This is a genomic window from Microbacterium sp. MYb45, assembly GCF_002979655.1.
GTDB lineage: Bacteria > Actinomycetota > Actinomycetes > Actinomycetales > Microbacteriaceae > Microbacterium.
Genome location: NZ_PCPG01000015.1, coordinates 21,376 through 43,318, shown reverse-complemented (window position 1 = coordinate 43,318; position 21,943 = coordinate 21,376). Strand labels below are relative to the sequence as shown.

The following is a 21,943-nucleotide window of genomic DNA, read 5'->3' as shown; positions in this document are numbered from 1 at the left end:
CGCCGTTCCCACATGGTCGGGATGGCGAGGACGCCGGACGTCAGTCGACGACGAACAGACGCGCGCCGGTCTCGGTGCTCGAGCGATGGGCTTCCATGTCCGTGCCGACCTGATAGCTCTGCCCGGCGTGCAGAGTGAAGGTCCGACCGTCTTCGAGCTCCGTCTCGAGGGTGCCCTCGACGACGAACAGCACGTGGCCGCGCGAGCACCAGTGGTCGGCGACGTAGCCCGGCGAGTATTCGACCATGCGGATGCGGGTGTCTCCGATCTGCTGTGATCGCCACACCGCCTGCCCCGTGATTCCCGGGTGGAAGGTGCGTTCGATCTCTGCCCAGGTGGTGGTGCTGAAAGCGTGTCCGGGAAGGTTCATCGGTTCAGTATGGGTCATCGGCGACGCTCCACTCTGCCGCGCCGAGGAGACCACCGACGCCTCAGCGCGTGCCCGGACTGGGATAACCTTCCACCGAGTCCGTCCCGCTGAAGGAGAGCCCGTGCCCGCGAACGATGTGATGGCCGACGAGACCGATCGGATCGTCGCCGCGGCCCTGCAGGTGAACGGCCGTGCGTCGTGGGGAGAGATCGCCCGCGTGGTCGACCTGCCCGAGCGCACCGTCGCCCGTCGGGGACAGCGGCTGCTCGATCGCGGACTGGTCCGCGTCTCCACCTACGTCGACCCCGCCCGCGTGCTGCACGCCCGCGCGGTGCTGTTCCGCATCACGACTGAGCCGCACGCGCTATGGCATGTGGCGCGCACCCTCGCCCGCCGCGCCGACGCCTCGTCGGTCTCGGTGCTCGAGGGCAGCAGCGACATCGCCGGCATGCTGCTCCCCCACGACGACGCCTCCATCCGCGAGCTGCTGTTCACCGACTTCCCCGAGCTCGAGGGCATCGACTCGATCAACGTCACCACTGTCCTGAAGTTCTTCCGCTCGGGGCACGACTGGCGTGCGGGCGTACTGACCGACGAACAGGCCCGCATGCTCGACGAGTCGTCCGGCTCGGAGGTCGACCCCGCCGACTCCCTGAGCGACGACGAAGAGGCTCTGATCCGACTCCTCCTGAAGGACGGACGGATGCCGGTGGCCCAACTCTCCCGCGCCCTGGGCCTCAACGTCACGACGACCCGGCGACGCATGGAGTCGCTGAGCCGCCGCGGACTGATGCATCCGCGCACCGAGGTCGTGCCGAGCCTGTTCGGTCTGGGACTCGAGGCGCTCGTATGGCTTCGCGTGCCGATGGCTCGGCTCGAGAAGGTGGGCGCGGCCCTCGCCGCCGCTCCCGAGGTGAAGTTCATCGCGGCCACGACGGGAACCTCGCAGCTGCTCGCCAATGTGCTCGTGAAGGATGCCGACGAGTTCTACCGCTTCCTCACGGGCCCGGCGGTGGCGGGGCACGACGGACTCGAGGTCGTGGAGTCGCTGGTGGTGATCACACCGGTGCTGCGCGGATCGCTGATCGTCGATGAGGCCCCCGAAGCGCTGGCCAATGACATGCCGACCGGCGCCATCCGCCTGTAGGCCGATTCTGTTACTGGCATGTAACGAAATGGCGAGATCGTTCTCAATGGCTTGACCTAGTGGCGAAATAGGGCGAGTATCCTCTCCAGGGCCATCACCCCTGGAGAGGACGATCGTGTTCACGGCTACTGGAGACGACTGGGCGGATCGCGCGGCGACGCTGCCCCTGCACACGCGCATGTTCATCGACGGCGCGTGGGAGGCGGGCTCGGCCGAGCCTCTGACTCCCGTGAGCCCGCGAGACGGTCGTGCGCTCCCGCCGATCACGGCCGCCTCTGCCGGTGACGTCGACCGGGCCGTCCGCTCGGCCCGCGCCGCTTTCGACTCCGGCGTCTGGTCGCGCATCGCGCCCCGTGAGCGCGGCCAGCTGCTCATCGCCTTCGCGCAGAAGATCCACGACAACGCCGAGGAGCTCGCCCTCACGATCTCGCTCGAGATGGGCAAGCCCATCCGCGAGGCGCTGCAGACCGAGCTGCGCGCGGTCGTGAACTGCTTCCGCTGGTACGGCGAGGCCGCCGACAAGGTGCTCGACGAGATGCCGGTCACCGCGCCGAACAGCCTCGCCCTCGTGACCCGCGAGCCGGCCGGAGTGGTCGCCGCCGTCGTGCCGTGGAACTTCCCGCTGACGATGACCGCGTGGAAGCTCGCCCCCGCCCTCGCGGTCGGCAACAGCGTCGTGCTCAAGCCCGCCGAGCACACCACCTTCTCCGCGCTGCGTCTCGCCGAGCTCGCGGTCGAGGCCGGGATCCCCGCCGGCGTCCTCAACGTCACGCCCGGCACCGGCCAGGTCGCCGGCCGCGCACTCGGCGAACACCCCGACGTCGACGTGGTCACCTTCACCGGCTCGCCCGAGGTCGGCCGGAAGTTCCTCGGCTACTCGGCCGCGTCCAACGGCAAACGCGTCTGGCCCGAGCTCGGCGGCAAGACCGCGAGCCTGGTGCTGCCGGATGCCGACCTGGAACGGGCCGTGCGCGCCACCGCCGACGGCTGCTTCTACAACCAGGGGCAGATGTGCACGGCATCCTCCCGCCTGCTGGTGCCGCGGGCTCAGCGCGACCGCGCGCTGGAGATCGCGGCCGAGGTCGCGCGCACGAGCCTCCCCGCCGACCCGTTCGACGTCGCCACCTCGATGGGCGCAATCGTCAGCGAGCGGCAACTCGCGGGGATCGCCGGATTCGTCGAGCGCGCCCAGGCCGAGGGCGGCGAACTCGCCGCCGGCAGTGCCGAGCGGTTCCGGGCCGTCAACGGCGGCAGCTACTTCGCCCCGGTCGTGCTCGGCGTCACCCCCGAACACGAGGTCGCCCAGCGCGAGGTCTTCGGTCCTGTGCTCTCCGTCATCGCGTACGACGACGTGGAGGACGCGCTCGCGATCGCGAACGGCACCGAGTTCGGTCTGGCCGCCGCCCTCTGGAGCACCGACCTCAACGCCGTGCACACCCTGTCGCGGCGCCTGCGCGCCGGAGTCGTCTGGGTCAACTGCTTCGAGGAGGGCGACATGACGATCCCCTTCGGCGGCGTCAAGGGATCGGGTTTCGGCCGCGACAAGAGCCTGCACGCCCTGGAGAAGTTCACCGACCTGAAGACCACCTGGATCGAGCTCTCGTGACCCGCCCGTTCATCGGCATCACCACCTGGCGCCGGTTCATCGACACCGACCTCGGCAGCGGCCGTCCGGCGCACAGCCTGGGCACCGAGTACGCGGCACCCGTAGAGGCCGCCGGCGGCGCCGTGGTGCTGCTGCCACCGACCGCCGGCGTCGACGAGGTGCTCGACCGTCTGGACGGGCTCGTCCTCTCCGGCGGAGAAGACGTGCACCCCTCGCGCTACGGCGCCGCGCCGCAGGAGGGCAAGAACTACGACCCCTCGCGCGACGGCTACGAACTCGCGCTCGCCCGCGGAGCCCGTGAACGCGGTCTGCCGGTGCTGGCGATCTGCCGCGGCCTCCAGGTCAGCAACGTCGCCTTCGGAGGATCGCTGATCGTCGACATCCCGACGACCGCTGACCACCAGCCCGTGCGCGGCGCCGACCAGCAGCTGGCGGCACGGCATCCGATCACGCTCGCCGAAGGCAGCCGTCTCGCGGCGCTCTACGGCACGCGGAACCGCGTCGTGAACACCATCCACCACCAGTCGATCGACGTCACCGCGCCCGGCCTCCATCCGGTCGCCTGGGCTCCGGACGGCATCGTCGAAGCCGTCGAGGCCGACGACGACTGGCCCTTCTGGGCGGTGCAGTGGCACCCCGAGAAGATGATCGCCCCCGATGAGGCCGCAGAGGAGATGCCGCTGTTCGCGGCGTTCGTCTCGGCCGCCCGTGAACGCGCAGCGGAACACCCCGCTGCAGAGAAAGGAACACGATGACCAAGCAGGTCTTCCTCGAGTACGAGAACGGCGTCCGCGCCGTCGCCACCCTGTTCGAGGACCTCGCCCCTCGCACCTGCGAAGCCATGTGGGGTGCGCTGGAGAAGCCGGTCACCATGCAGGCCATGCACGCGATGTACGCCGGACCCGAGGTCATGGTCGGCCTTCCCGAAGAGGCCCAGAACTTCGACCCCGAGAAGGTGCCGTTCGAGAACCAGCAGGTCGTGCCCGCACCGGGTGACCTGCAGTGGTACTGGCAGCGTCCGATGCAGATGGGCGGCCTGCCGTTCGAGTGGTACGAGATCGGAGTCTTCTACGATCGTGGTGCCCGTACTCTCGGCCCGCTCGGATGGACACCCGTCAACATCTGGGGCGGCATCACCGAAGGACTCGCGGAATTCGCCAAGGAGAGCGCCGCGATCCGCATCGACGGAGCGAAGCAGCTCACCATCGGACGCCTGGTCTAAGGCGTTCACTCAGTGCTGGACCCATCCCGAAGGAGCAGTGCATGAATACCCGAAGAATCCTCACCACCGGGGCGCTCGTCGCCACCGGCGCCCTCGTCCTCGCCGGCTGTGCATCCGGTGACGACACCGCATCCTCCGGCGACAAGGAGTTCGCCGGCGAGACCATCGTCGTCACCTCGTTCGGCGGCGACTGGGAGAAGGCCTTCATCGAGGCCGTCGTCGATCCCTTCGAGGAGGAGACCGGTGCCAAGGTCGAGCTGATCACGCTGTACAGCGCCGACGCCCTCGCACAGGTCACCGCCCAGAAGGCGAGCCCCCAGATCGATGTCGTGCACTTCTCGGGCGGCCAGGAGTTCACGGCCGCTCAGGACGGGCTCATCGCCCCGATCGCGGCCGACGACCTGTCCGAGTCCGGTGACCTGATCGACCTCGCGACCGCAGGCCTCGAGCGGGGCGAAGGCCCCGTCATCCAGCTGGCGCCGATCGGACTCGTCTACAACACCGAGGCGGATGCTCCGGCGCCCACCTCGTGGCTCGACCTGTTCGACGACGCGTACGCCGGTCACGTCGCCCTCACGGACTTCTCGAACACGTACGGTGTGCTCTCGATGCTCCGCGTCGCCGATGCTCTCGGCGGCGGAATCGACGACCCCTCGAAGGCCATCGCCGACCTCGGGGCACTCGCCTCGGCCGGCGACGCGATCGTGGTCCCGACGTCGCCCGACCTGCAGACCGCGTTCGCCCAGCGCGACACGTGGATCGCTCCGTACGCGATGGACTACGCCGGCACCCTGCAGGACGCAGGTCTTCCGGTCGAGTTCATCGTCCCCGAGGAGGGCGCCACCGCCTCCCTCATCACGGCGAACGTCGTCGAGGGCCGGGACAACCCCGACCTCGCGAAGCTCTTCATCGACTTCGAGCTGCGCCCCGAAGCGCAGGCCGTCTTCGCGGAGAACATGCGGTACTCGCCGGTCAACACCAAGGCGGAGCTCTCGGACGACGCGGCGGATGCGGTCCTCACCGGTGACGAGCTCGACACGGTCGTGGTCTACGCGCCCGGCGACATCGCCGCCGACCGTCAGTCCTGGACCGACGAGTGGAATGCGCTGATCACCAAATGAGCGTCCGAACCCGTAGGGAGCCCTGGCTCCTGCTCCTGCCGGCGATCGCACTGCTCGCGCTCGCCTTCGTCACGCCGGTGGCCGGCATGCTCCTCATGAGCGTGCAATCGTCGGCAGGCGGGTTCACCCTCGACAACTTCACCCGGTTGTTCACGAGTGAATATCACCTCCAGGCGGCGCTGCGTTCGCTCCGCCTGGGGGTGATCCAGACGGTGATCACCCTCGTGATCGCCATCCCCCTCTCCTATGTGATGGCCCGAGCCGGATCGAAGGTGCGCTCCTTCCTCCTGATCGTCGTGATCCTCCCGCTCATGACGAGCGTCGTGGTCCGCACGTTCGGCTGGGTCGTCCTGATGGGACCCTCCGGGCTGATGATGCAGATCCCCGGCGCGGAGTTCCTCGTCGGCGGCACCCAGGGCTTCCTCGGCACCGAGACCGGCGTCGTGATCGCGATGGTGCAGGTGCTCCTCCCCTTCGCGGTGCTCAGCATCCTCGGCGTCATCTCCGGCATCACCCCGCAGCTCGAAGAGGCATCCCGCACCCTCGGCGCCGGATTCTGGCGCACGCTGCGACACGTCGTCCTCCCCCTCGCGGTACCCGGCATCGTCGCCGGTGCCTCGCTCGTGTTCGTCCTGTCGGTGAGCTCGTTCATCACCCCCCGCTTCATCGGCGGAGCCCAGATCCCCGTATTCGCGCAGACCATCTACGTCGACGCGACCACCAACCTCGACTGGTCGTTCGCGGCCGCGCAGGCCGTGCTGCTGTTCGCCGGGGTCATGCTCGTGCTCGCAGCGACGTCCCGGCTCGGGAAGCAGAAGGTGTGACCATGGTCCGTTCCGTTCCGATCCTCGGCAGGATCCTCGCGATCGTCCTCGGCGTCGTCGTGACGCTGTACATGCTCGTGCCGCTCATGGTCGTCGCCGGTGCCTCGGTCGGCGAGAACCGCTTCCTGACGTTCCCCGGGCAGGGCTTCACACTCGACTGGTACGTCGAGGCGCTCACCTCCGACACGTACCTCGAGCCGTTCCGCCTGAGTCTGCTCGTCGGCATCACCGTCGCGATCCTCGCGGCCGCGATCGGCACCGCAGCCGCCCTCGCTCTCACCCGCTTCAAGGTTCCCGGCGGTGCGGCGATCCAGGCGCTGTTGATGTCGCCACTGACGATCCCCACGATCATCCTCGCCATCGGCGCCCTGTCCATCGCGTCGCTCACGATCGGGTCACCCAACGTGGGCGTGCTGATCGCGATCCACATCGTCATCGCGATCCCCTACGTGATGCGCACCGTGACCGGCGTGATGACCCGCGCCGACCACTTCACCGAGGAGGCGGCGCGCACTCTCGGTGCCAGCACCTGGAATCGCTACCGGCTCGTCGTGCTCCCGATCGCCCGCCCCGGCATCGCGGCCGGCGCCTTCTTCGCCTTCAACATCTCGTTCGACGATGCGGTCATCGCCCTCTTCCTGCGCACCCCGCAGCTCGAGACGCTCCCCATCGCCATCTACGGCCAGCTGGAGTTCAGCACGTCGCCCACCGTGGCGGCCGTCTCGACTCTCATGGTCCTGCTCACCGTCGTCCTCATGATCGTGCTCGAACGCATCATCGGCCTGGGAAGGTTGTTCGTCTGATGACAACACTCACCATCACCTCACTCACCAAGGACTTCAAGGGGACGAAGGTGCTCAAGGGCATCGACCTCTCGATGCAGTCCGGCGAATTCGTCTCCCTCCTCGGTCCCTCGGGCTGCGGCAAGACGACACTCCTGCGCTGCATCGCGGGTCTCGAGTCGCCCAGCGGCGGCACGATCGAGATCGCGGGTCAGGATGTGACGAAGCTGCCGCCCGAGAAGCGGCACCTGGGCATGATGTTCCAGAGCTACGCGCTCTTCCCGCACATGAGCGTCGTCGAAAACGTGCGCTTCGGTCTGCGGATGTCGGGTGAGAAGTCGAAGGCCGAGCAGAAGGAGCTGGCCGTGCGGGCTCTGGAGCGCGTGCAGATGGGACACCTCGCCGATCGGATGCCGGCGCAGCTGTCGGGCGGTCAGCAGCAGCGCGTCGCTCTCGCCCGCGCCATCGCCTTCGAGCCCCGCGTGCTCCTGCTCGACGAGCCGCTGTCGAACCTCGACGCCCGGCTGCGTGAAGACATGCAGGTCGAGCTGAAGGAACTGCACCGCACCCTCGGGCTCACCACCGTGTTCGTGACGCACGACCAGGAGGAGGCGATGAGCCTCTCCGACCGGATCGTCCTCATGAACGGCGGTGTGATCGAGCAGGAGGGTGCACCGGCCGAGCTCTACGGCGCACCGCGCACCCCGTTCGCCGCCGACTTCATCGGGGCGGCGAACCTCCTTCCGGCGACCCGCTCGGGCGCTGTCGCGACCCTCGACGGGACCGGGATCCAGATGCCGTTGACCGGTGCGGGCCCGGACGGCGGCGGAGAGGTGGTGCTCCGTCAGGAGGACCTGCACCTGTCCCCGACCGTCGGCGCGGACGCCCCGGTGAGCGTCGACGTCATCGCCCACGTCTATCGCGGGGCCGACATCGTCTACATCGTCGAGCTCGCCGGCAAGCGGATGAGAGTCGTGCGCCCCCGGCACGAGGATCCGATCCCCGAAGGCACCGCCGGTCTCGGCTGGCGCGACGGCGCCCTGCTCTGGATCGCCGCCGCCTGAAGGCCCGGACCCTCGATCACCGACCCGACGCCTCTTCACCAGGAGTAGTTCCGCGGCATCCCCCGGCGATGAGACGCCGCGGCCATAGGATCGCGGCATGGCCGACGATGACGTGCAGTCCTCCCCCGCACCCGATACCTCCCGCCGAGGCTTCTTCAAGATCGGCGGGGCGGCCCTCGCCGGCGCGGTCGTCGGTGGCGCGGGTGGCGCTGCCATCGGAGCATCCGTCGCGGCGGGCGCGCGCGACGGCTTCGCCGACGATCCGGACCCGTACGCCGCGCTGACCCCGCGCAGTGAGCCGGGGTTCGACCACGTCGTGGTCGTGATGGGCGAGAACCGTTCGTTCGACAATCTCCTCGGGTATCTCTACTCGAAGGAGAACCTGCCTGCGGGTGAGAAGTTCGAGGGCCTGGCGTTCGGCACGCACAGCAACAAGGCATCCGACGGCACCGTGGTCGAGGCGCACGTCTACGAGGGCGAGACCGATCGCATCATGAGCCACCCCGATCCCGATCCGGGTGAGGAGTATCCGCACGTCAACACCCAGATCTTCGGAACGGTGGATCCGAAGTCGAATGCCGAGCTCTTCGTCGACCAGATGGAGGCGCCCTACAACGCCCCGACGAACGGCGAGAAGGCCTCGATGTCGGGGTTCCTCCAGGACTACATCATCAACTTCCGTCGGCTGCGCAAGGGCAAGGAGCCGAGCGTCGACGAGGCGAAGCACATCATGGGCTCCTTCTCTCCCGCGATGCTGCCGGTGCTGTCGACGCTCGCCGCCGAGTTCGCGGTGTTCGACCACTGGTACGCCGGCGTCCCGTCGCAGACGTTCTGCAATCGCTCCTTCTTCCACGCCTCGACGTCGCACGGCTTCGTGACGAACCAGGCCGGCGGCGGCTACGACAAGTGGATCGATGCACCGGCCGCCCCGACGGTGTTCAACCGGCTCGAGGAGAAGAAGCTCGACTGGAAGATCTACATCGACAAGCTCCAGCTCGTCTCCTTCACCGGCATGCTGCATGCCCCGGTGCTGGAGAAGTACTGGCGCACGGACCACTTCGGCACGATGGAGGACTTCTACGCCGATGTGAAGGACGGCAAGCTCCCCGCGTATGCCTTCATCGAGCCGCGGATGGTCTACGACCACAACGACTTCCACCCGCCGTTCGGCTCACCCCGGGAGGGCTTCGTCGAGGGCGAAGAAGTCTTCGACAGCGCGATCTCCGACGTGCGCGCCGGTGATCTGCTGATCCACGAGATCTACGAGGCGGTGCGCACGAGCGCCTCGCCGACGGGGTCGAACGCCGTCAACACCCTGCTGCTGATCACTTTCGACGAACACGGCGGATGCTACGACCACGTGCCGCCGCCCGCGGCGACGAAGCCGACGAAGGACACCGGAGCGGGCGAGATGGGGTTCACCTTCGATCGACTCGGATGCCGCGTCCCGGCCATCGCGGTGTCGGCGTACACGAAGCGCGGCACCATCGTCCACGACGAGATGCACCACGGCTCGGTCACGGCGACGCTCTCGCGTCTGCACGGTCTGAAGCCGCTCAACGACCGCGACGCCTCGGCCAACACACTGTTCAACGTCGTGAACCTGGATCAGCCCCGGCATCCGGCCGACTGGCCCACGACGAAGCCCTCCTACACGCCGCCGAACCCGGAGGAGGCGGTGCCGCAACCCGACGTGAAGGAGCACCTCAAGCCCCTGACGCCGCCGGCACGCGGGCTGCTCGGGCTGCTTCTGGCCCGGTACGGCAAACCCGGCGAGAAGGAGCCGGAGACCTTCGCCGACGCGTACAAGCTGCTCCACGAGCACGGCGAGGAGCTCTTCGGCCCGCCGAAGAGCAGCTGACCACGGTCGCAGTCTTCGCCCGCGGTCGCACGATTCCCGGGGGACTGTGCGACGCGGGTGCGACTCTCCGCCCGGGCTACTTCCGCGCGGAGCGCCGGCGGCCGAGGATCAGGAGTGTCGCGCCGAGCACGAGAACGGCCGCACCGCCGGCCGCCCAGGCGAGCGTCTCGGGCCCGAGTCCTGTCGCGGGAAGCGGGTCGGTCCCGTTGCCCCCACTGGTCGGCGGAGTGCTCGGGTCCGGCGGGTCGGTCGGGTCCGGCGGCACGACGACGGCATCGGCGGCGAGCGTGAAGTCCTGCTCGGCGATCACGTCGCCGGCGGCGGTGATCACGACCGTGCGCGTCGCCGAGCCGACGACGCTCGTGCCCGTCGGGGGCACAACCGTGAGGGTGTAGGCGCCGGGCGGCAGGGCGCCGAGCCCGAACGTGCCGTCCGCGTCGGACGTGAGCTGCTGCGGCGCGCCCGGTCCGGTGAGTGTCACCACCACGCCCGCGACGGGGGCACCGTCGTCATCGCGCACGGTGCCGTCGATCGCGCCGAGGCGCGCCAGCTCGAAGTCCACGTTCTCCACGTCGACCGCGGCCACCTGCTCGTTCCGCGTGGCCGGAGACGTCGCGACGAATCCCGCGGGCGTCGTCATCGTGATCGTGTAGTCACCGGCAGCGAGTCGGGGGAACGAGTACGCCCCCGACGCATCCGTCACCCGTGTGAGGGTCGCCCCGCCGGGAGCGATCGCGGTCACGGTGACGCCGGCCACGCCCGATCCGTTGGCGCGCACCGTGCCGCGCAGGTCGGCGTTCTCGGCGACCACGAAGTCCACGTCCGTGATCGGCACCTCGCTGCCCGCTGGAACGGTGACCGGCGGCGGCTGAGTGGCCACGGTGTAGCCGGGCGGGGTCGTGATCGACACGGGATGCGTCCCGACGGGCACCTGGTCGAACAGGTAGTTCCCGTCGGCATCCGTCGTCGTGGTCTGGCCGTCGATCGTCACGGTCGCACCGGGGACCGCAGCACCGGTGGTGTCGGTCACGGTTCCGGAGACCGCGACGGGCACGATGTCGCGCAGCCCGAAGTCGGCGACGGCGTCCCCGCCGCTGAGGTTCACGGCGACCGTGGTCGGCCCGGTCGAGATCTTGCCCGCAGGCGGGGTCACGCGCACGGTGTAACCGTCAGCGGCGACGAACCCGGGGAACGAGTACGTGCCGTCTGCCGCGGTCGTCGTGGTCCCCACGACTGTGCCGTTCGCGTCCGTCAGCGTGAGGGTCACGCCGGGCGTCGGCGCCCCCGTGTCGGTGACGGTGCCCGTGATGTCCTGCGCGATCGACGCGAACCAGGTCTGGTACACGGGAAGACCCGAGCGACGGGTGAAGATCAGGCTGAGGGAGCTGATCGGGGTGCTCGGCTCGAACCAGGCCGCCGCGCCGCTGGTGTCCGCGGCCGCCGCGTTGCCGGTGAGGGTGAGAGTCGTCGCATCCCAACTCGGCACATCATCGGCCGCACCGGTGCACGACGGCTTGCCGACGATTCCTTCCGCGCAGTAGTTGAACCGGTCCCGCAGACCGATCTCCGTCGCATCCAGCACGTGTCCGTCGGGGGCGACGGCCTGGATGCGCACCGAGTCCGCGTCGATGTCCCCCACTGCGAAGGCCCATCCCGAGGTCGGGGTCGGCGTCGCGAAGGAGTACGTCGTGGTCGAGGGGCTCGTGGCGTTGTCGGCCCGGGGGCGCAGGTTCAGGTAGGGCTGGTTCCTGCTGGAACCGTACTTCGCACCGATCGCGGTGCCCTCCGAGAGCCAGGTCGAGGCCCCGCTGATGACGCCGATCTGCGCGCCACCCCGTGAATCACTGGAGACGGTCGCGCTGATCGCCGGCTGCGCGGCCACCTCAACCGATGTCGTGAATGCCCCGCCGACGCCGACGAGCGGCTGCCAGGTCGCCCAGGAGGCGACGGTCGCGGCCGAAGCCGGGAGGGCGCCGACGAGCACCGCGATGAGGACGATGGTTCCGGCGATGGTCGCTCTGCGAGAGGCACGCATGCGGTCAGCGTACTGATATACCGGTGCGGTCCGAAAGTGAATTCCTCGATACGGGGTGCCGGCCAGCGGGCGGGCGCCGCGTCAGACGGCGTCGCCCTGGACGGGTCCCTCCGTGTTGGGCTTCCAGCCGAGCGCCGGTGCGACGTGCGTCGCGAACGCCTCCAGCACGTGCAGGTTGTACTCCGGGCCGAGCTGGTTCGGGATGGTGAGCAGAAGGGTGTCGGCCGCCATCACGGCCTCGTCCTGCTTCAGCTGCGCGATGAGCACGTCCGGCTCGGCGGCGTAGGTCTTGCCGAACGTCGAGCGGAAGCCGTCGATCACACCGATCTGGTCGGCGTTCTCCTCGCTGCGCAGGCCGAAGTAGGCCCGGTCCATGTCGGAGACGAGCGGGAAGACGCTGCGGCTGACCGAGACCCGCGGGCGGCCGGTGTGCCCCGCCTCCTTGTATGCGGAGCGGAACAGTTCGATCTGCTCCCGCTGCAGCTCGTGGAACGGCTGACCGGTCGCCTCGGTCACGAGGGTGGAACTCATCATGTTGAGCCCCTTGCGTCCCGTCTCCTCAGCCGTGGCGCGCGAACCCGAGCCCCACCAGATGTGGTCGCGGAGGGTCGGCGATTGCGGCTCGATCGCGAGGTACCGACCGGCACCCACCATGCGCGGGTCGCCCGGAGCGAGGCCCTCTCCGTCGATCGCCCGCAGGAACAGGTCGAACTTCTCCCGCGCGAGCACGCTGCCGCGCTCCGGGTCCTCCTCGTCGACGTAGCCGAACGTCTCATAGCCGCGCAGCGCCGTCTCGGGTGAACCACGGCTCACGCCGAGCGCGATCCTGCCGTCGGCGATGAAGTCGAGGGCGGCCGCCTCTTCGGCGAACTGGAAGGGGTTCTCGTAGCGCATGTCGATCACGCCGGTACCGACTTCGATGCGCTTCGTGCGCGCGGCCATCGCCGACAGCAGCGGCATCGGGGAGGCGGCCTGACGTGCCCAGTGGTGCACGCGCACCGAGGCGCCGTTCACACCGATCTCGTCGGCTCCTTCGGCGATCTCGATCGTCTGCTTCAACATGTCGCCCGCGGTGCGGGTCGCCGAGCCGGGCACGTCGGCGTAGTGACCGAAAGAGAGGAATCCGAAAGCCTTCATGATCTATTCCAACGCATGAATCTGAGGACTATTCCCCCGGCAGCAGGATGCCGTCGAGGATGAGGGAGCGGATGCGGGGCTCGAGGTCGGCCCACAGGTCGGCGAGCGGCACCTCGAAGAGGTCCGCCAGCGCGGCCGCGATCTGCACCACGGTGAGTTCTCCGTCGCAGGCGCCGACGAAACCGGCGAGAGCAGGGTCGACAGAGATCGTGCGACCGAAGCCGCCGCCCTGACGCAGCTCGATCACGCTCGGGTCATCGTCACCCGGCATCAGATGCCGCGCCTCGGTGACGTCGGCAGCGACCACCAGGGTGGCCGGCAGCCCTTCGGCGAGCACATCCTGCGCCGCGAGGCCCGTCGCCAAGGCGGCCCCGACGTTCGCGACGGGCTGGGCGATGCGCTCAGTTCGCCGCAGTGGTTCGCCCGAGGTGCCCCGACGCATCAGCACGTAGCCGAAGCCGATCGAGGTCACTCCACGGGCGGCGAAGTCGTCGAGCCATGCGGTCAGCAGCGGCGTGAAACCGGGGTCGCGCGGCGTGGTCCCCCCATCGCGGATCCACAGTTCCGCGTAGCCCAGAGGCGAGAGTTCCTCCCGCTCGATCACCCACAGGTCGAGCTCGGCCGGCACCCAGGCTTCGAGACGTGCGAGCCCGGTGATCGCGGCCTTCGACTCCCAGTTGCCGAGCAGCTGCGCGATGCCGTTCCGGGTCAGGTGGGCAGGGGCGCTGCGGATGAACTGCTCCACCAGCGCATCTCCCACGAGTCCGCCGTCACGGTATTCGTATGCGGGCACTCCCTCGACGCGCGGGGTGATCACGAACGGAGGATTCGAGACGATCAGGTCGAACGCCTCCCCCGCCACCGGCTCGAACATGCTGCCGTGGCGGAACTCGATGTTCGTCACCCCGTTGAGGTGGGCGTTGATTTCGGCGAACGCGAGGGCACGGGTCGAGATGTCGGTCGCGACGACCGTGCCGGCGCGTCGTGCGACGAGGAGCGCCTGGATGCCGCATCCGGTGCCCAGGTCGAGCGCGCGCTCCACTTCGATCGGGACGATGGTCTCGGCGAGCGTGCGCGATGCCCCGCCGACACCGAGCACGTGGTCGGCGGGCAACGGGGCGTCGAGGGCGACCTCATCGAGATCGCTCGCGATCCACCATTCCCCCACCCCGTCGGCGTCGACGAACGACTGCGGTCGCAGCAGGGCCGTCGGCGTCACCGTGTCGGCGTCCGCCTCGGCGAGACCGAGCGCCACGAGTCCGTCCACTCCGAGCCGCGGCAACGCGTCGATGACGTGGGCACGCGGCTGTGGCATTCCGAGCACGAGCAGACGCCCGAGCGTGGCGAGCGTTCCGGAGTCACCGTCGATGGCCCTCAGGATCGGCTCCCGCATCCCGCGGGCGAGTGCGTCGTCCGCCTCCTCACCCCACAGGCGCCGCAGCGGCTCGGAGCGGAGGTCCGCAGCGTCGAGATCCGCGGCGAGCGCGGCCGTGCGGAGAGGGTCGGGGACCGGTGCGGGGGTGTCGGACACGGCCGTCACTCTACGCGTCTTCAGGGTTCTCTTTCGCAGAGCCTCCTAGAATCACTAGGTCAGTACTCACGAGCAGCCTCTTCCCGGGCGTTCGAGGAAGACCTTCATGACCGCGATCACCCCCGACATCGGCCTCCGTGCGCGCCTGCGACGGCTCGCAGGAGCGACCGCTGTTCTCGCGATCGCAGTGAGCGGCTGTGCGTTCGTCGCACCGAGCGCCGCGGTCGCCGCCGATCAGGCGCAATCCGACGACGAAAAGAACGTCGAGCTGCATGTCTCGGCCGGTCTTCGCGGGCTCGTCGCACCGGGGTCGTCCACGTCGGCGATCGTCACCGTGGAGAACGCCACTGACGCGGCACTCACCACGGGTCAGGTCGAGGTCGAACTCAATCGCACCCCGCTCACCGATGCTGCGGCCGTCTCCACCTGGCTCGACGACGGCGAGGCGACAGGGGCCTTCGCCTCCATCGGCGCCGAAGACACCGACCCGATCGATGGCGGTGCGTCGGCGACGACCACGATCTTCGTGTCCGAGGCGACCCTGGGCAACCTCGCGCCCGGCGTCTACCCGTTGCGCGCGGAACTCACTGCCTCGACCGGCGATGCCGCAGACGCCGAGGCCGTGGATGCGACCGCGACGAGTGTGCTGGTGATCGCCGCCCCCCAGACCGCGCAGGTCGGGGTGCTCGTTCCCGTCACGGCGACGCCGGAAGGCGGCGCACTGCTGACGGCCGCCGAGCTCTCGGAGCTCACCGCTCCCGAAGGAGCCCTGACCGCACAGCTCGACGGCGTCGCCGGGACGACCGCCGTGCTGGCCATCGACCCGTCCATCCCCGCCGCGATCCGGGCGCTCGGCACCGCCGCCCCGGAGACCGCCCGCGACTGGCTGACACGACTCGACAACCTCCCGAACGCGCGTTTCGCGCTGCAGTTCGGTGATGCGGATGCGACGGCGCAGGCGCAGGCGGGTCTGCCTGAGCTGCTGCAGCCCCGGGCTCTCACCCCATTGCTCGATCCCGCGAACTTCCCGGGAGTCCCGGCAACGGCCGCACCGACCGACGCGCCTGATGCGACACCCGGTCCGACCCCGAGCGCCACGGAGTCTCCGGCACTCCCCAGCGATGACGAACTCACGGCGATCGACGGCGCTCTGCCGCACATCCTGTGGCCGCAGACCCCCACCTCCGCCGACCTGACCGCCTTCGCCGGCTACGTGGGCGCCGACACCACGACGATCGTCTCCTCGACGGCGGTCGGCGGACAGAGCACGGCTCATGCGACAGCCGGCGGCAACGACCTCCTGGTCACGGACGCCGCGACCTCCGACGTGCTCTCGCGGGTGGCGGCGGCGCGGAATCCCGCCGACCGTCAGCGACTTCTCGCCGAGGCGGCCGCCCTCCTCCAGCTGGCACAGCGTGCCGCCCCCACCGCTCCCCTGCTCATCGGCCTGGACCGGGACGAGAACCGCTCCTCCGACGCGCTGCGCGACGCGATCACCGCCGCCGACTCGACCGGGTTCGAGCTCGCGACGCTCCGGGCAGCGGCGCCCGTTCCGGTCACGGTCACCGGGGAACCGGATGCTGCGCGATCCGCCGCCGTGACGACACTCCTCGCCGATGAGTCTCGGCTCACCGCGTTCTCGTCGATCCTCGCCGACCCCCAGGTGCTGCTCAGCCCCGAACGCATCCGGATCCTGCGCACGCTGTCGGTCGGAACATCGGCCGCCGCGTTCGCCGAGGGTTTCGCGGATCATCAAGCACAGACGAGCGCCACGCTCGACGCGGTCAACATCCCCCCGTCCAGCACGATCCAGCTGCTCACGGCGAACGCCGATCTGCCGATCGCGGTGCGCAACGACCTTCCGTGGCCTGTGACGGTGCAGCTCTTCGTCTCGCCGACGGATCCGCGCCTCGAGGTCAGGTCCCCGGACGAGACGATCGTGCAGGCCCAGTCCACGACACGCATCAAGGTTCCGGTGTCGGCTCGCGTGGGCAGCGGCGAGGTCGACCTCCGACTCAGTCTCTACAGCCCCACGGGCGTGCAGATCCAGGGTGATCAGACGCTCAGGGTCGCGGTGCGTGCGGAGTGGGAGACGATCGGACTCGTCGTCCTGGGCGGCATCATCGTGCTGCTGATCGCGCTCGGTGTGATCCGCACCGTGCGTCGCAAGCGGCGTGAGGCAGTCGAGGAATCAGCAGTCGAAGCGCAGATCGAAGCCCTGGAGGAAGAGGAAGCCGTGGAAGCCCGCCCGGACGCCACCACGACAGAAGACACGCGTGAGTAGCCTCGGCCGCGCGAGCGCCGTCATCGGCGCCGGCACTCTCGTCTCCCGCCTCACCGGCCTGCTGCGCAGCATCGTCCTCGTCGGCGTCATCGGCTCGTACAAGTCGGGTCCCGCCGACGCGTTCGCCGCCGCGAACACACTGCCCAATAGCGTCTTCTCGCTCATCTCGGTCGGCATCCTCACGGCCGTGATCGTGCCGCAGATCGTGAAGGCCGCCGCGGATGCGGACGGCGGCAACGCGTTCATCTCGAAGCTCTTCACCCTCGGCACCGTCGTGCTCGTCGCCGTCACCGCTGTCGCGACGATCGCCGCTCCTTGGTTGATCCAGCTCGTCGCGGGTGGCCTCCCTTCCGCCACCCAGGCGCTCGCGACGGCTCTCGCGTACTGGTGTCTTCCACAGATCCTCTTCTACGGCCTCTACGCGCTCCTCGGCGAAGCACTGAATGCCCGCCGCATCTTCGGCCCGTTCACGTGGGCCCCCGTCGTCAACAACATCGTCTCGATCATCGGCTTCCTCCTGCTGGGATGGGTGTTCTCGCCCGTGTCCCGAAGCGCTGCGGACTGGACGCCGGACATGATCGCCGCACTCGGCGGGACCGCGACCCTCGGCATCGCCATCCAGGCCCTCGTGCTCCTGCTGTTCTGGCGGCGCACCGGTCTCGCACTCCGCCCGGACTTCCACTGGCGCGGCGTCGGATTGGGTGGTGTCGGAAAGCTCGCCGGCTGGACTTTCCTCATGGCGTTCGCATCGCTCGCGGCAGGGATCCTTCAGGGACGGATCGTCAGCGCCGCCTCCGAATCGGGTGCCTCGCTCGCGGTCACCGGCAATGCCTGGCTGATCTTCATGCTGCCGTACTCGGTCATCGTGCTCTCGATCGGGACGCCGTACTTCACGCAGATCAGCGAGCATGCGGCAGCCGGTCGTCACGACGAGGTGCGCGGAGACATCTCCCGCAGCATCCGCACCCTCCTGTTCTTCATCGTCGCCGCAGTGGCGGCCGTAGCCGCCGCCGCGATTCCCGCCTCGCGCGTCTTCACAGAGAGCGCGCCCGATGCGCAGGGCGCTGCCCTGGTGCTGCTCTGTTACCTGATCAGCCTGATTCCGCTGACGATCCTCTTCATCGTCCAGCGCACGTTCTACGCCTACGACGACACCCGAACGCCGTTCTGGTTCACGATCTTCCAGTGCGTGCTCATCGTGATCACCGCTCTGGCCGCGGCCGGGCTCCTCGCCGCAGACGTGATCCCGCTGACCCAGCTCGCCGCAGCCGTCGCCCTCGGTCAGTCCATCGCAAGCACCCTGCAGACGGTCGTCGCCACCTGGCTGCTGCACCGGAAGATCGGTGGGCTCGGGGTGGGGTCCTGGATGCTCGCCATCCTGCGATTCGCCGTGGCGGGAGTCCCTGCCGGCTTCGCCGGCTGGGGCGTGTATCTGCTCCTCGGCGGCCCCTCAGGGTGGGCGACGTCCGGTGTCATCCCGGCGACCCTCGCGACCGCGATCATCGGCCTCACGGTCGTGGTCGTCTACGTCGCGATCCTCGCCCTCATGCGCGCCCCCGAGCTCAAGGCGGCCGGCGGCCTCGTGCGTCGTTTCCTGCCCGGCCGCTGATCCGCGCGGAGGCGTCTCCCAGCCCGGTGGCGCACACTGCGGAGGGAATGCCCCGCGGTTACCATGGGTTGAAGCAGTCGAAGGTCATTCGACCGCAGTTTCTAAGACGGAGAGCACATGCGTCAGGTCATCATCATCGGCTCCGGCCCCGCCGGATTCACGGCTGCCATCTACGCGGCCAGGGCCAACCTCAAGCCGCTGCTCATCGCGAGTTCGGTCGAGGTCGGCGGCGAGCTCATGAACACCACCGAGGTCGAGAACTACCCGGGCTTCCCCGAGGGCATCCAGGGTCCCGAGCTGATGGCGAAGTTCCAGGAGCAGGCCGAGAAGTTCGGCACCGAGGTCCTGTACGACGACGTCACTGAGCTCGACCTCGCCGGCCCCGTCAAGACGGTCACGCTCGGCTCCGGTGCGGTGCACGAGACCCAGTCGCTGATCTACGCGACCGGCTCGGCCTACCGCAAGCTCGACATCGCCGGCGAGGAGCGTCTCTCCGGCTACGGCGTCTCCTGGTGCGCCACCTGCGACGGTTTCTTCTTCCGCGAGAAGACGATCGCCGTCGTCGGCGGCGGCGACTCCGCGATGGAAGAGGCCACGTTCCTCACCCGTTTCGCCTCCAAGGTCTACGTGATCCACCGCAAGGACACCCTGCGGGCCTCGAAGATCATGCAGGAGCGCGCCTTCGCGAACGAGAAGATCGAGTTCGTGTGGAACAGCGAGGTCGCCGAGGTCCTCGGTGGCGATTCCGTCTCCGGTGTGCAGCTGCGCAACACGGTCGACGGCACGCTCAGCGACCTTCCCATCGACGGACTCTTCATCGCGATCGGCAACGACCCGCGCACGCACCTCGTGCACGACAAGCTCGAGCTGACGCCCGAGGGCACCATCTGGGTCGACGGCCGCTCGTCGAAGACCTCGGTTCCCGGTGTGTTCGCCGCCGGCGACGTGATCGACCCGACCTACCGCCAGGCCATCACGGCTGCCGGCACCGGAACGATCGCGGCCCTGGATGCGGAGCACTTCCTCGCGGATCTCGAGGATGCCTCGGTCGAGGTTCCGGCCGCAGAGGCTGCCGAGATCATCGTCGCCTGAGGCGGCGGGAACACTTTTCGCTCGTCTGCTGTTGTAGCAGGCGAACCCCAATCAAGGAGAACTCTGATGAGTGCAAAGGCTACGAGCCAGGCGACCTGGGAGCAGGACGTTCTGCAGGCCGACGGTCCGGTGCTGGTGGACTTCTGGGCTGAGTGGTGTGGTCCGTGTCGCATGGTCGCGCCGGTTCTGGACGAGATCCAGGCCGACAACCCCGACAAGATCACCATCCTCAAGCTCAACGTCGACGAGAACCCCGAGCTGGCGATGAAGTATCAGATCACGTCGATCCCGGCGATGAAGGTCTTCCACGGTGGTGAGGTCAAGACGACCATCATCGGTGCGAAGCCGAAGTTCGCGCTCGAGAAGGACCTCGCCGCATTCATCGGCTGATCCTCTGACGTCGAAAGGCCGCCATCCCCCGGGGGTGGCGGCCTTTTTCGTGTCCGCAGGCGGTCAGGAGGCGTCTGCGACGCTGGGGTCCCAGCGTCGGTGGCGCTGCTTCTCGTCGAGAAGCCCCCAGACGGCCGAGGTGAGCTCGGGGTACTCGAGGGCGATCTGACGCAGCACACGGTAGTGCCGAGCGGCGTTCGGGCGCACTCCGTCGTTCGCGTTGATGTTGTCGGCGCGCAGGAGGTAGACGACCAGCTCGTCGACGCTCGGCAGCTCCTCCATGAACTCCCAGGGGTCCTCCCCGCCGAGGAGTCGCTCCTGGATGAGGACCGCGAGCTCGTCTGCCGCCTCCGCGCGCAGCACTTCCAGGCTGGCGCGGCGCTGTACGGACTCGGTCATACATCCAGCCTACGTCTGCTGCGGACCCCCGCGTCGCACGACCTTCATGTTCTCGGTCATCTCCTCGAGCTCCTTGCCCTTGGTCTCGGGAACCTTGAAGAACACGAAGAAGAACGACAGGAGGGCGAAGAACGCGTAGAAGCCGTAGGCGAACGTGAGTCCGATCTCGGCGAAGGCCGGGAACGTGGTCGAGATGAAGAAGTTCGCGACCCACTGTGCTGCCGCAGCCACCGCGAGAGCACCGGCGCGGATGGAGTTCGGGAAGATCTCGCCCAGCAGCACCCAAACCAGCGGACCCCAGCTGGCGCCGAAGAAGACCACGAAGCCGTTCGCGCAGATCAGGGCGACGGTCGCCCACGGGTCCGGAAGCGTCGCCGTCCCCTGAGCGTCGAGCGTGCCGAACGAGAACGCGACCGCCATCAGTCCCAGCGTCACCGTCATACCGACGGAACCCACGAGGAGCATGATGCGCCGCCCGATCCTGTCGACCAGCAGGATCGCCACGATCGTCACGACGATGTTCGTCACCGAGGTGATGACGGAGGTGAGCAGGGCGCTCGACTCATCGAATCCGACCGACTGCCACAGGGTCGTCGAGTAGTAGAAGATCACATTGATGCCGACGAACTGCTGGAACACCGAGAGCAGGATGCCGATCCAGACGATCGGCTTCAGTCCGAACCTGTTGCCCCGAAGGTCTCGCAGAGACTCGGAGCGCTCGGTGTTGATCGTCCCGGTGATCTCCTTGATCTTCGCATCGGTGTCGATGGTCCCCGTGACGGTCTCCAGAACCTTCGCGGCCCGCTCCAACTCTCCCTTGCGCACCAGATACCGCGGCGATTCCGGCAGACGCAGCGACATGAGCCCGTAGACGAGGGCGGGGATCGCGGCGACCATGAACATCCATCGCCAGGCCGTGAGCCCCCAGAGCGGCTGGTCGGCCGCTCCCGCGAGGTTGGCGAGCAGCGCATCGGAGAGGAGAGCCGCGAAGATACCGGTCACGATCGCGAGCTGCTGCAGGGAGCCGAGGCGCCCGCGCACGGCGGCCGGCGAGACCTCCGCGATGTAGGCGGGGGCGATGACCGATGCCGCCCCGACGCCGAGACCACCGATCACGCGCCAGACGATCAGATCGATGACACCGAACGCGAGTCCGGATCCGATCGCCGAGATGAAGAACATCGCCGCGGCGACCACCATCACGGGGATACGGCCGTACTTGTTGGACACCGGTCCCGCGAACCAGGCACCCACGGCGCAGCCGATGAGGGCCGACGAGACGGCGAAGCCCTTCAGTGCGGTGCCGAGGTCGAACCCGGAGACGTCACCGGCGAGAGCGTCGACCGCTCCGTTGATCACGGCCGTGTCGAATCCGAAGAGGAAACCACCCAACGCCGCCGCGATGCTCACCGCGATCACACGGCGTTTGATGGCAGCTGGACCTGTTGCTCTGGACATGACTGACTCCC

General features: G+C 68.6%; 19 protein-coding genes. 13 read left to right on the top strand and 6 right to left on the bottom strand.

The genetic code is table 11. From position 1 onward, the window contains the following. Nucleotides 1-40: 40 nt before the first annotated feature. A complete protein-coding gene (locus CQ034_RS17000; protein ID WP_105711989.1) occupies nt 41-370 on the bottom strand; it encodes a DHCW motif cupin fold protein in 330 nt (109 codons plus the stop codon). A 121-nt stretch (nt 371-491) separates the two neighbouring features. Here CQ034_RS17000 and CQ034_RS16995 point away from each other — a divergent pair, with 121 nt between their 5' ends. The 9 genes from CQ034_RS16995 to CQ034_RS16955 all read left to right on the top strand — a co-directional run bounded on the left by CQ034_RS16995 (nt 492) and on the right by CQ034_RS16955 (nt 9,997). Continuing rightward, nucleotides 492-1,517, top strand: a complete 1,026-nt coding sequence (locus CQ034_RS16995; RefSeq protein ID WP_105711988.1) for an Lrp/AsnC family transcriptional regulator — start codon at nt 492-494, stop codon at nt 1,515-1,517. A gap of 115 nt (nt 1,518-1,632) precedes the next feature. Beyond that, on the top strand, nt 1,633-3,123 hold the full coding sequence (locus tag CQ034_RS16990; RefSeq protein WP_105711987.1) for an aldehyde dehydrogenase family protein: 1,491 nt from the start codon (nt 1,633-1,635) through the stop codon (nt 3,121-3,123). Further along, nucleotides 3,120-3,878 carry a gamma-glutamyl-gamma-aminobutyrate hydrolase family protein gene (locus CQ034_RS19630; RefSeq protein WP_181156360.1) on the top strand — a complete coding sequence of 253 codons (759 nt, stop codon included), beginning with the start codon at nt 3,120-3,122 and terminating at the stop codon, nt 3,876-3,878. Before CQ034_RS16990 ends, CQ034_RS19630 begins: the two co-directional genes overlap by 4 nt. Further along, nucleotides 3,875-4,345 (top strand): DUF3830 family protein, encoded by a 471-nt coding sequence (locus tag CQ034_RS16980; protein WP_017829890.1) that lies wholly within the window; start codon nt 3,875-3,877, stop codon nt 4,343-4,345. Before CQ034_RS19630 ends, CQ034_RS16980 begins: the two co-directional genes overlap by 4 nt. Before the next feature lie 41 nt (nt 4,346-4,386). Beyond that, complete coding sequence (locus CQ034_RS16975) at nt 4,387-5,466, top strand: polyamine ABC transporter substrate-binding protein (RefSeq protein WP_029264226.1); 1,080 nt, start codon at nt 4,387-4,389, stop codon at nt 5,464-5,466. Beyond that, nucleotides 5,463-6,290, top strand: a complete 828-nt coding sequence (locus CQ034_RS16970) for an ABC transporter permease (protein WP_029264225.1) — start codon at nt 5,463-5,465, stop codon at nt 6,288-6,290. The genes CQ034_RS16975 and CQ034_RS16970 overlap by 4 nt, the downstream gene beginning before the upstream one ends. Nucleotides 6,291-6,292: 2 nt before the next feature. Beyond that, the gene (locus CQ034_RS16965) at nt 6,293-7,093 is read left to right on the top strand and encodes an ABC transporter permease (protein ID WP_029264224.1); all 801 of its coding nucleotides are present in this window, start codon (nt 6,293-6,295) and stop codon (nt 7,091-7,093) included. Continuing rightward, nucleotides 7,093-8,136, top strand: a complete 1,044-nt coding sequence (locus CQ034_RS16960; protein ID WP_105711986.1) for an ABC transporter ATP-binding protein — start codon at nt 7,093-7,095, stop codon at nt 8,134-8,136. Before CQ034_RS16965 ends, CQ034_RS16960 begins: the two co-directional genes overlap by 1 nt. Nucleotides 8,137-8,233: 97 nt before the next feature. Then, nucleotides 8,234-9,997, top strand: coding sequence for an alkaline phosphatase family protein (locus CQ034_RS16955; protein WP_105711985.1), 1,764 nt, complete (start codon nt 8,234-8,236; stop codon nt 9,995-9,997). 76 nt (nt 9,998-10,073) lie between these two features. On the opposite strand, the gene CQ034_RS16950 is transcribed toward CQ034_RS16955, so the two are convergent. The 3 genes from CQ034_RS16950 to CQ034_RS16940 form a co-directional block, all read right to left on the bottom strand. Beyond that, nucleotides 10,074-12,032 carry a collagen binding domain-containing protein gene (locus tag CQ034_RS16950; protein WP_105711984.1) on the bottom strand — a complete coding sequence of 653 codons (1,959 nt, stop codon included), beginning with the start codon at nt 12,030-12,032 and terminating at the stop codon, nt 10,074-10,076. Between the two features lie 81 nt (nt 12,033-12,113). Continuing rightward, nucleotides 12,114-13,169 carry an LLM class flavin-dependent oxidoreductase gene (locus tag CQ034_RS16945; protein WP_105711983.1) on the bottom strand — a complete coding sequence of 352 codons (1,056 nt, stop codon included), beginning with the start codon at nt 13,167-13,169 and terminating at the stop codon, nt 12,114-12,116. Between the two features lie 28 nt (nt 13,170-13,197). Beyond that, nucleotides 13,198-14,709: a methyltransferase gene (locus CQ034_RS16940; RefSeq protein ID WP_105711982.1), complete on the bottom strand. Its 1,512-nt coding sequence runs from the start codon at nt 14,707-14,709 to the stop codon at nt 13,198-13,200. A gap of 97 nt (nt 14,710-14,806) precedes the next feature. Here CQ034_RS16940 and CQ034_RS16935 point away from each other — a divergent pair, with 97 nt between their 5' ends. From CQ034_RS16935 to trxA, 4 genes are all read left to right on the top strand, one after another. After that, the gene (locus CQ034_RS16935) at nt 14,807-16,984 is read left to right on the top strand and encodes a DUF6049 family protein (protein ID WP_105711981.1); all 2,178 of its coding nucleotides are present in this window, start codon (nt 14,807-14,809) and stop codon (nt 16,982-16,984) included. Then, on the top strand, nt 16,977-18,593 hold the full coding sequence (murJ, locus tag CQ034_RS16930) for a murein biosynthesis integral membrane protein MurJ (RefSeq protein WP_105711980.1): 1,617 nt from the start codon (nt 16,977-16,979) through the stop codon (nt 18,591-18,593). Before CQ034_RS16935 ends, murJ begins: the two co-directional genes overlap by 8 nt. Before the next feature lie 117 nt (nt 18,594-18,710). Further along, nucleotides 18,711-19,685, top strand: a complete 975-nt coding sequence (gene trxB, locus CQ034_RS16925) for a thioredoxin-disulfide reductase (protein ID WP_105711979.1) — start codon at nt 18,711-18,713, stop codon at nt 19,683-19,685. 66 nt (nt 19,686-19,751) lie between these two features. After that, the gene (trxA, locus tag CQ034_RS16920; protein WP_021201395.1) at nt 19,752-20,075 is read left to right on the top strand and encodes a thioredoxin; all 324 of its coding nucleotides are present in this window, start codon (nt 19,752-19,754) and stop codon (nt 20,073-20,075) included. A gap of 63 nt (nt 20,076-20,138) precedes the next feature. Here the strand turns inward: trxA and CQ034_RS16915 are convergent, their stop codons facing one another. Continuing rightward, nucleotides 20,139-20,474 (bottom strand): hypothetical protein, encoded by a 336-nt coding sequence (locus tag CQ034_RS16915; RefSeq protein ID WP_017829903.1) that lies wholly within the window; start codon nt 20,472-20,474, stop codon nt 20,139-20,141. A gap of 9 nt (nt 20,475-20,483) precedes the next feature. After that, nucleotides 20,484-21,932, bottom strand: coding sequence for a sugar porter family MFS transporter (locus CQ034_RS16910; RefSeq protein WP_181156359.1), 1,449 nt, complete (start codon nt 21,930-21,932; stop codon nt 20,484-20,486). Nucleotides 21,933-21,943: the final 11 nt, after the last annotated feature.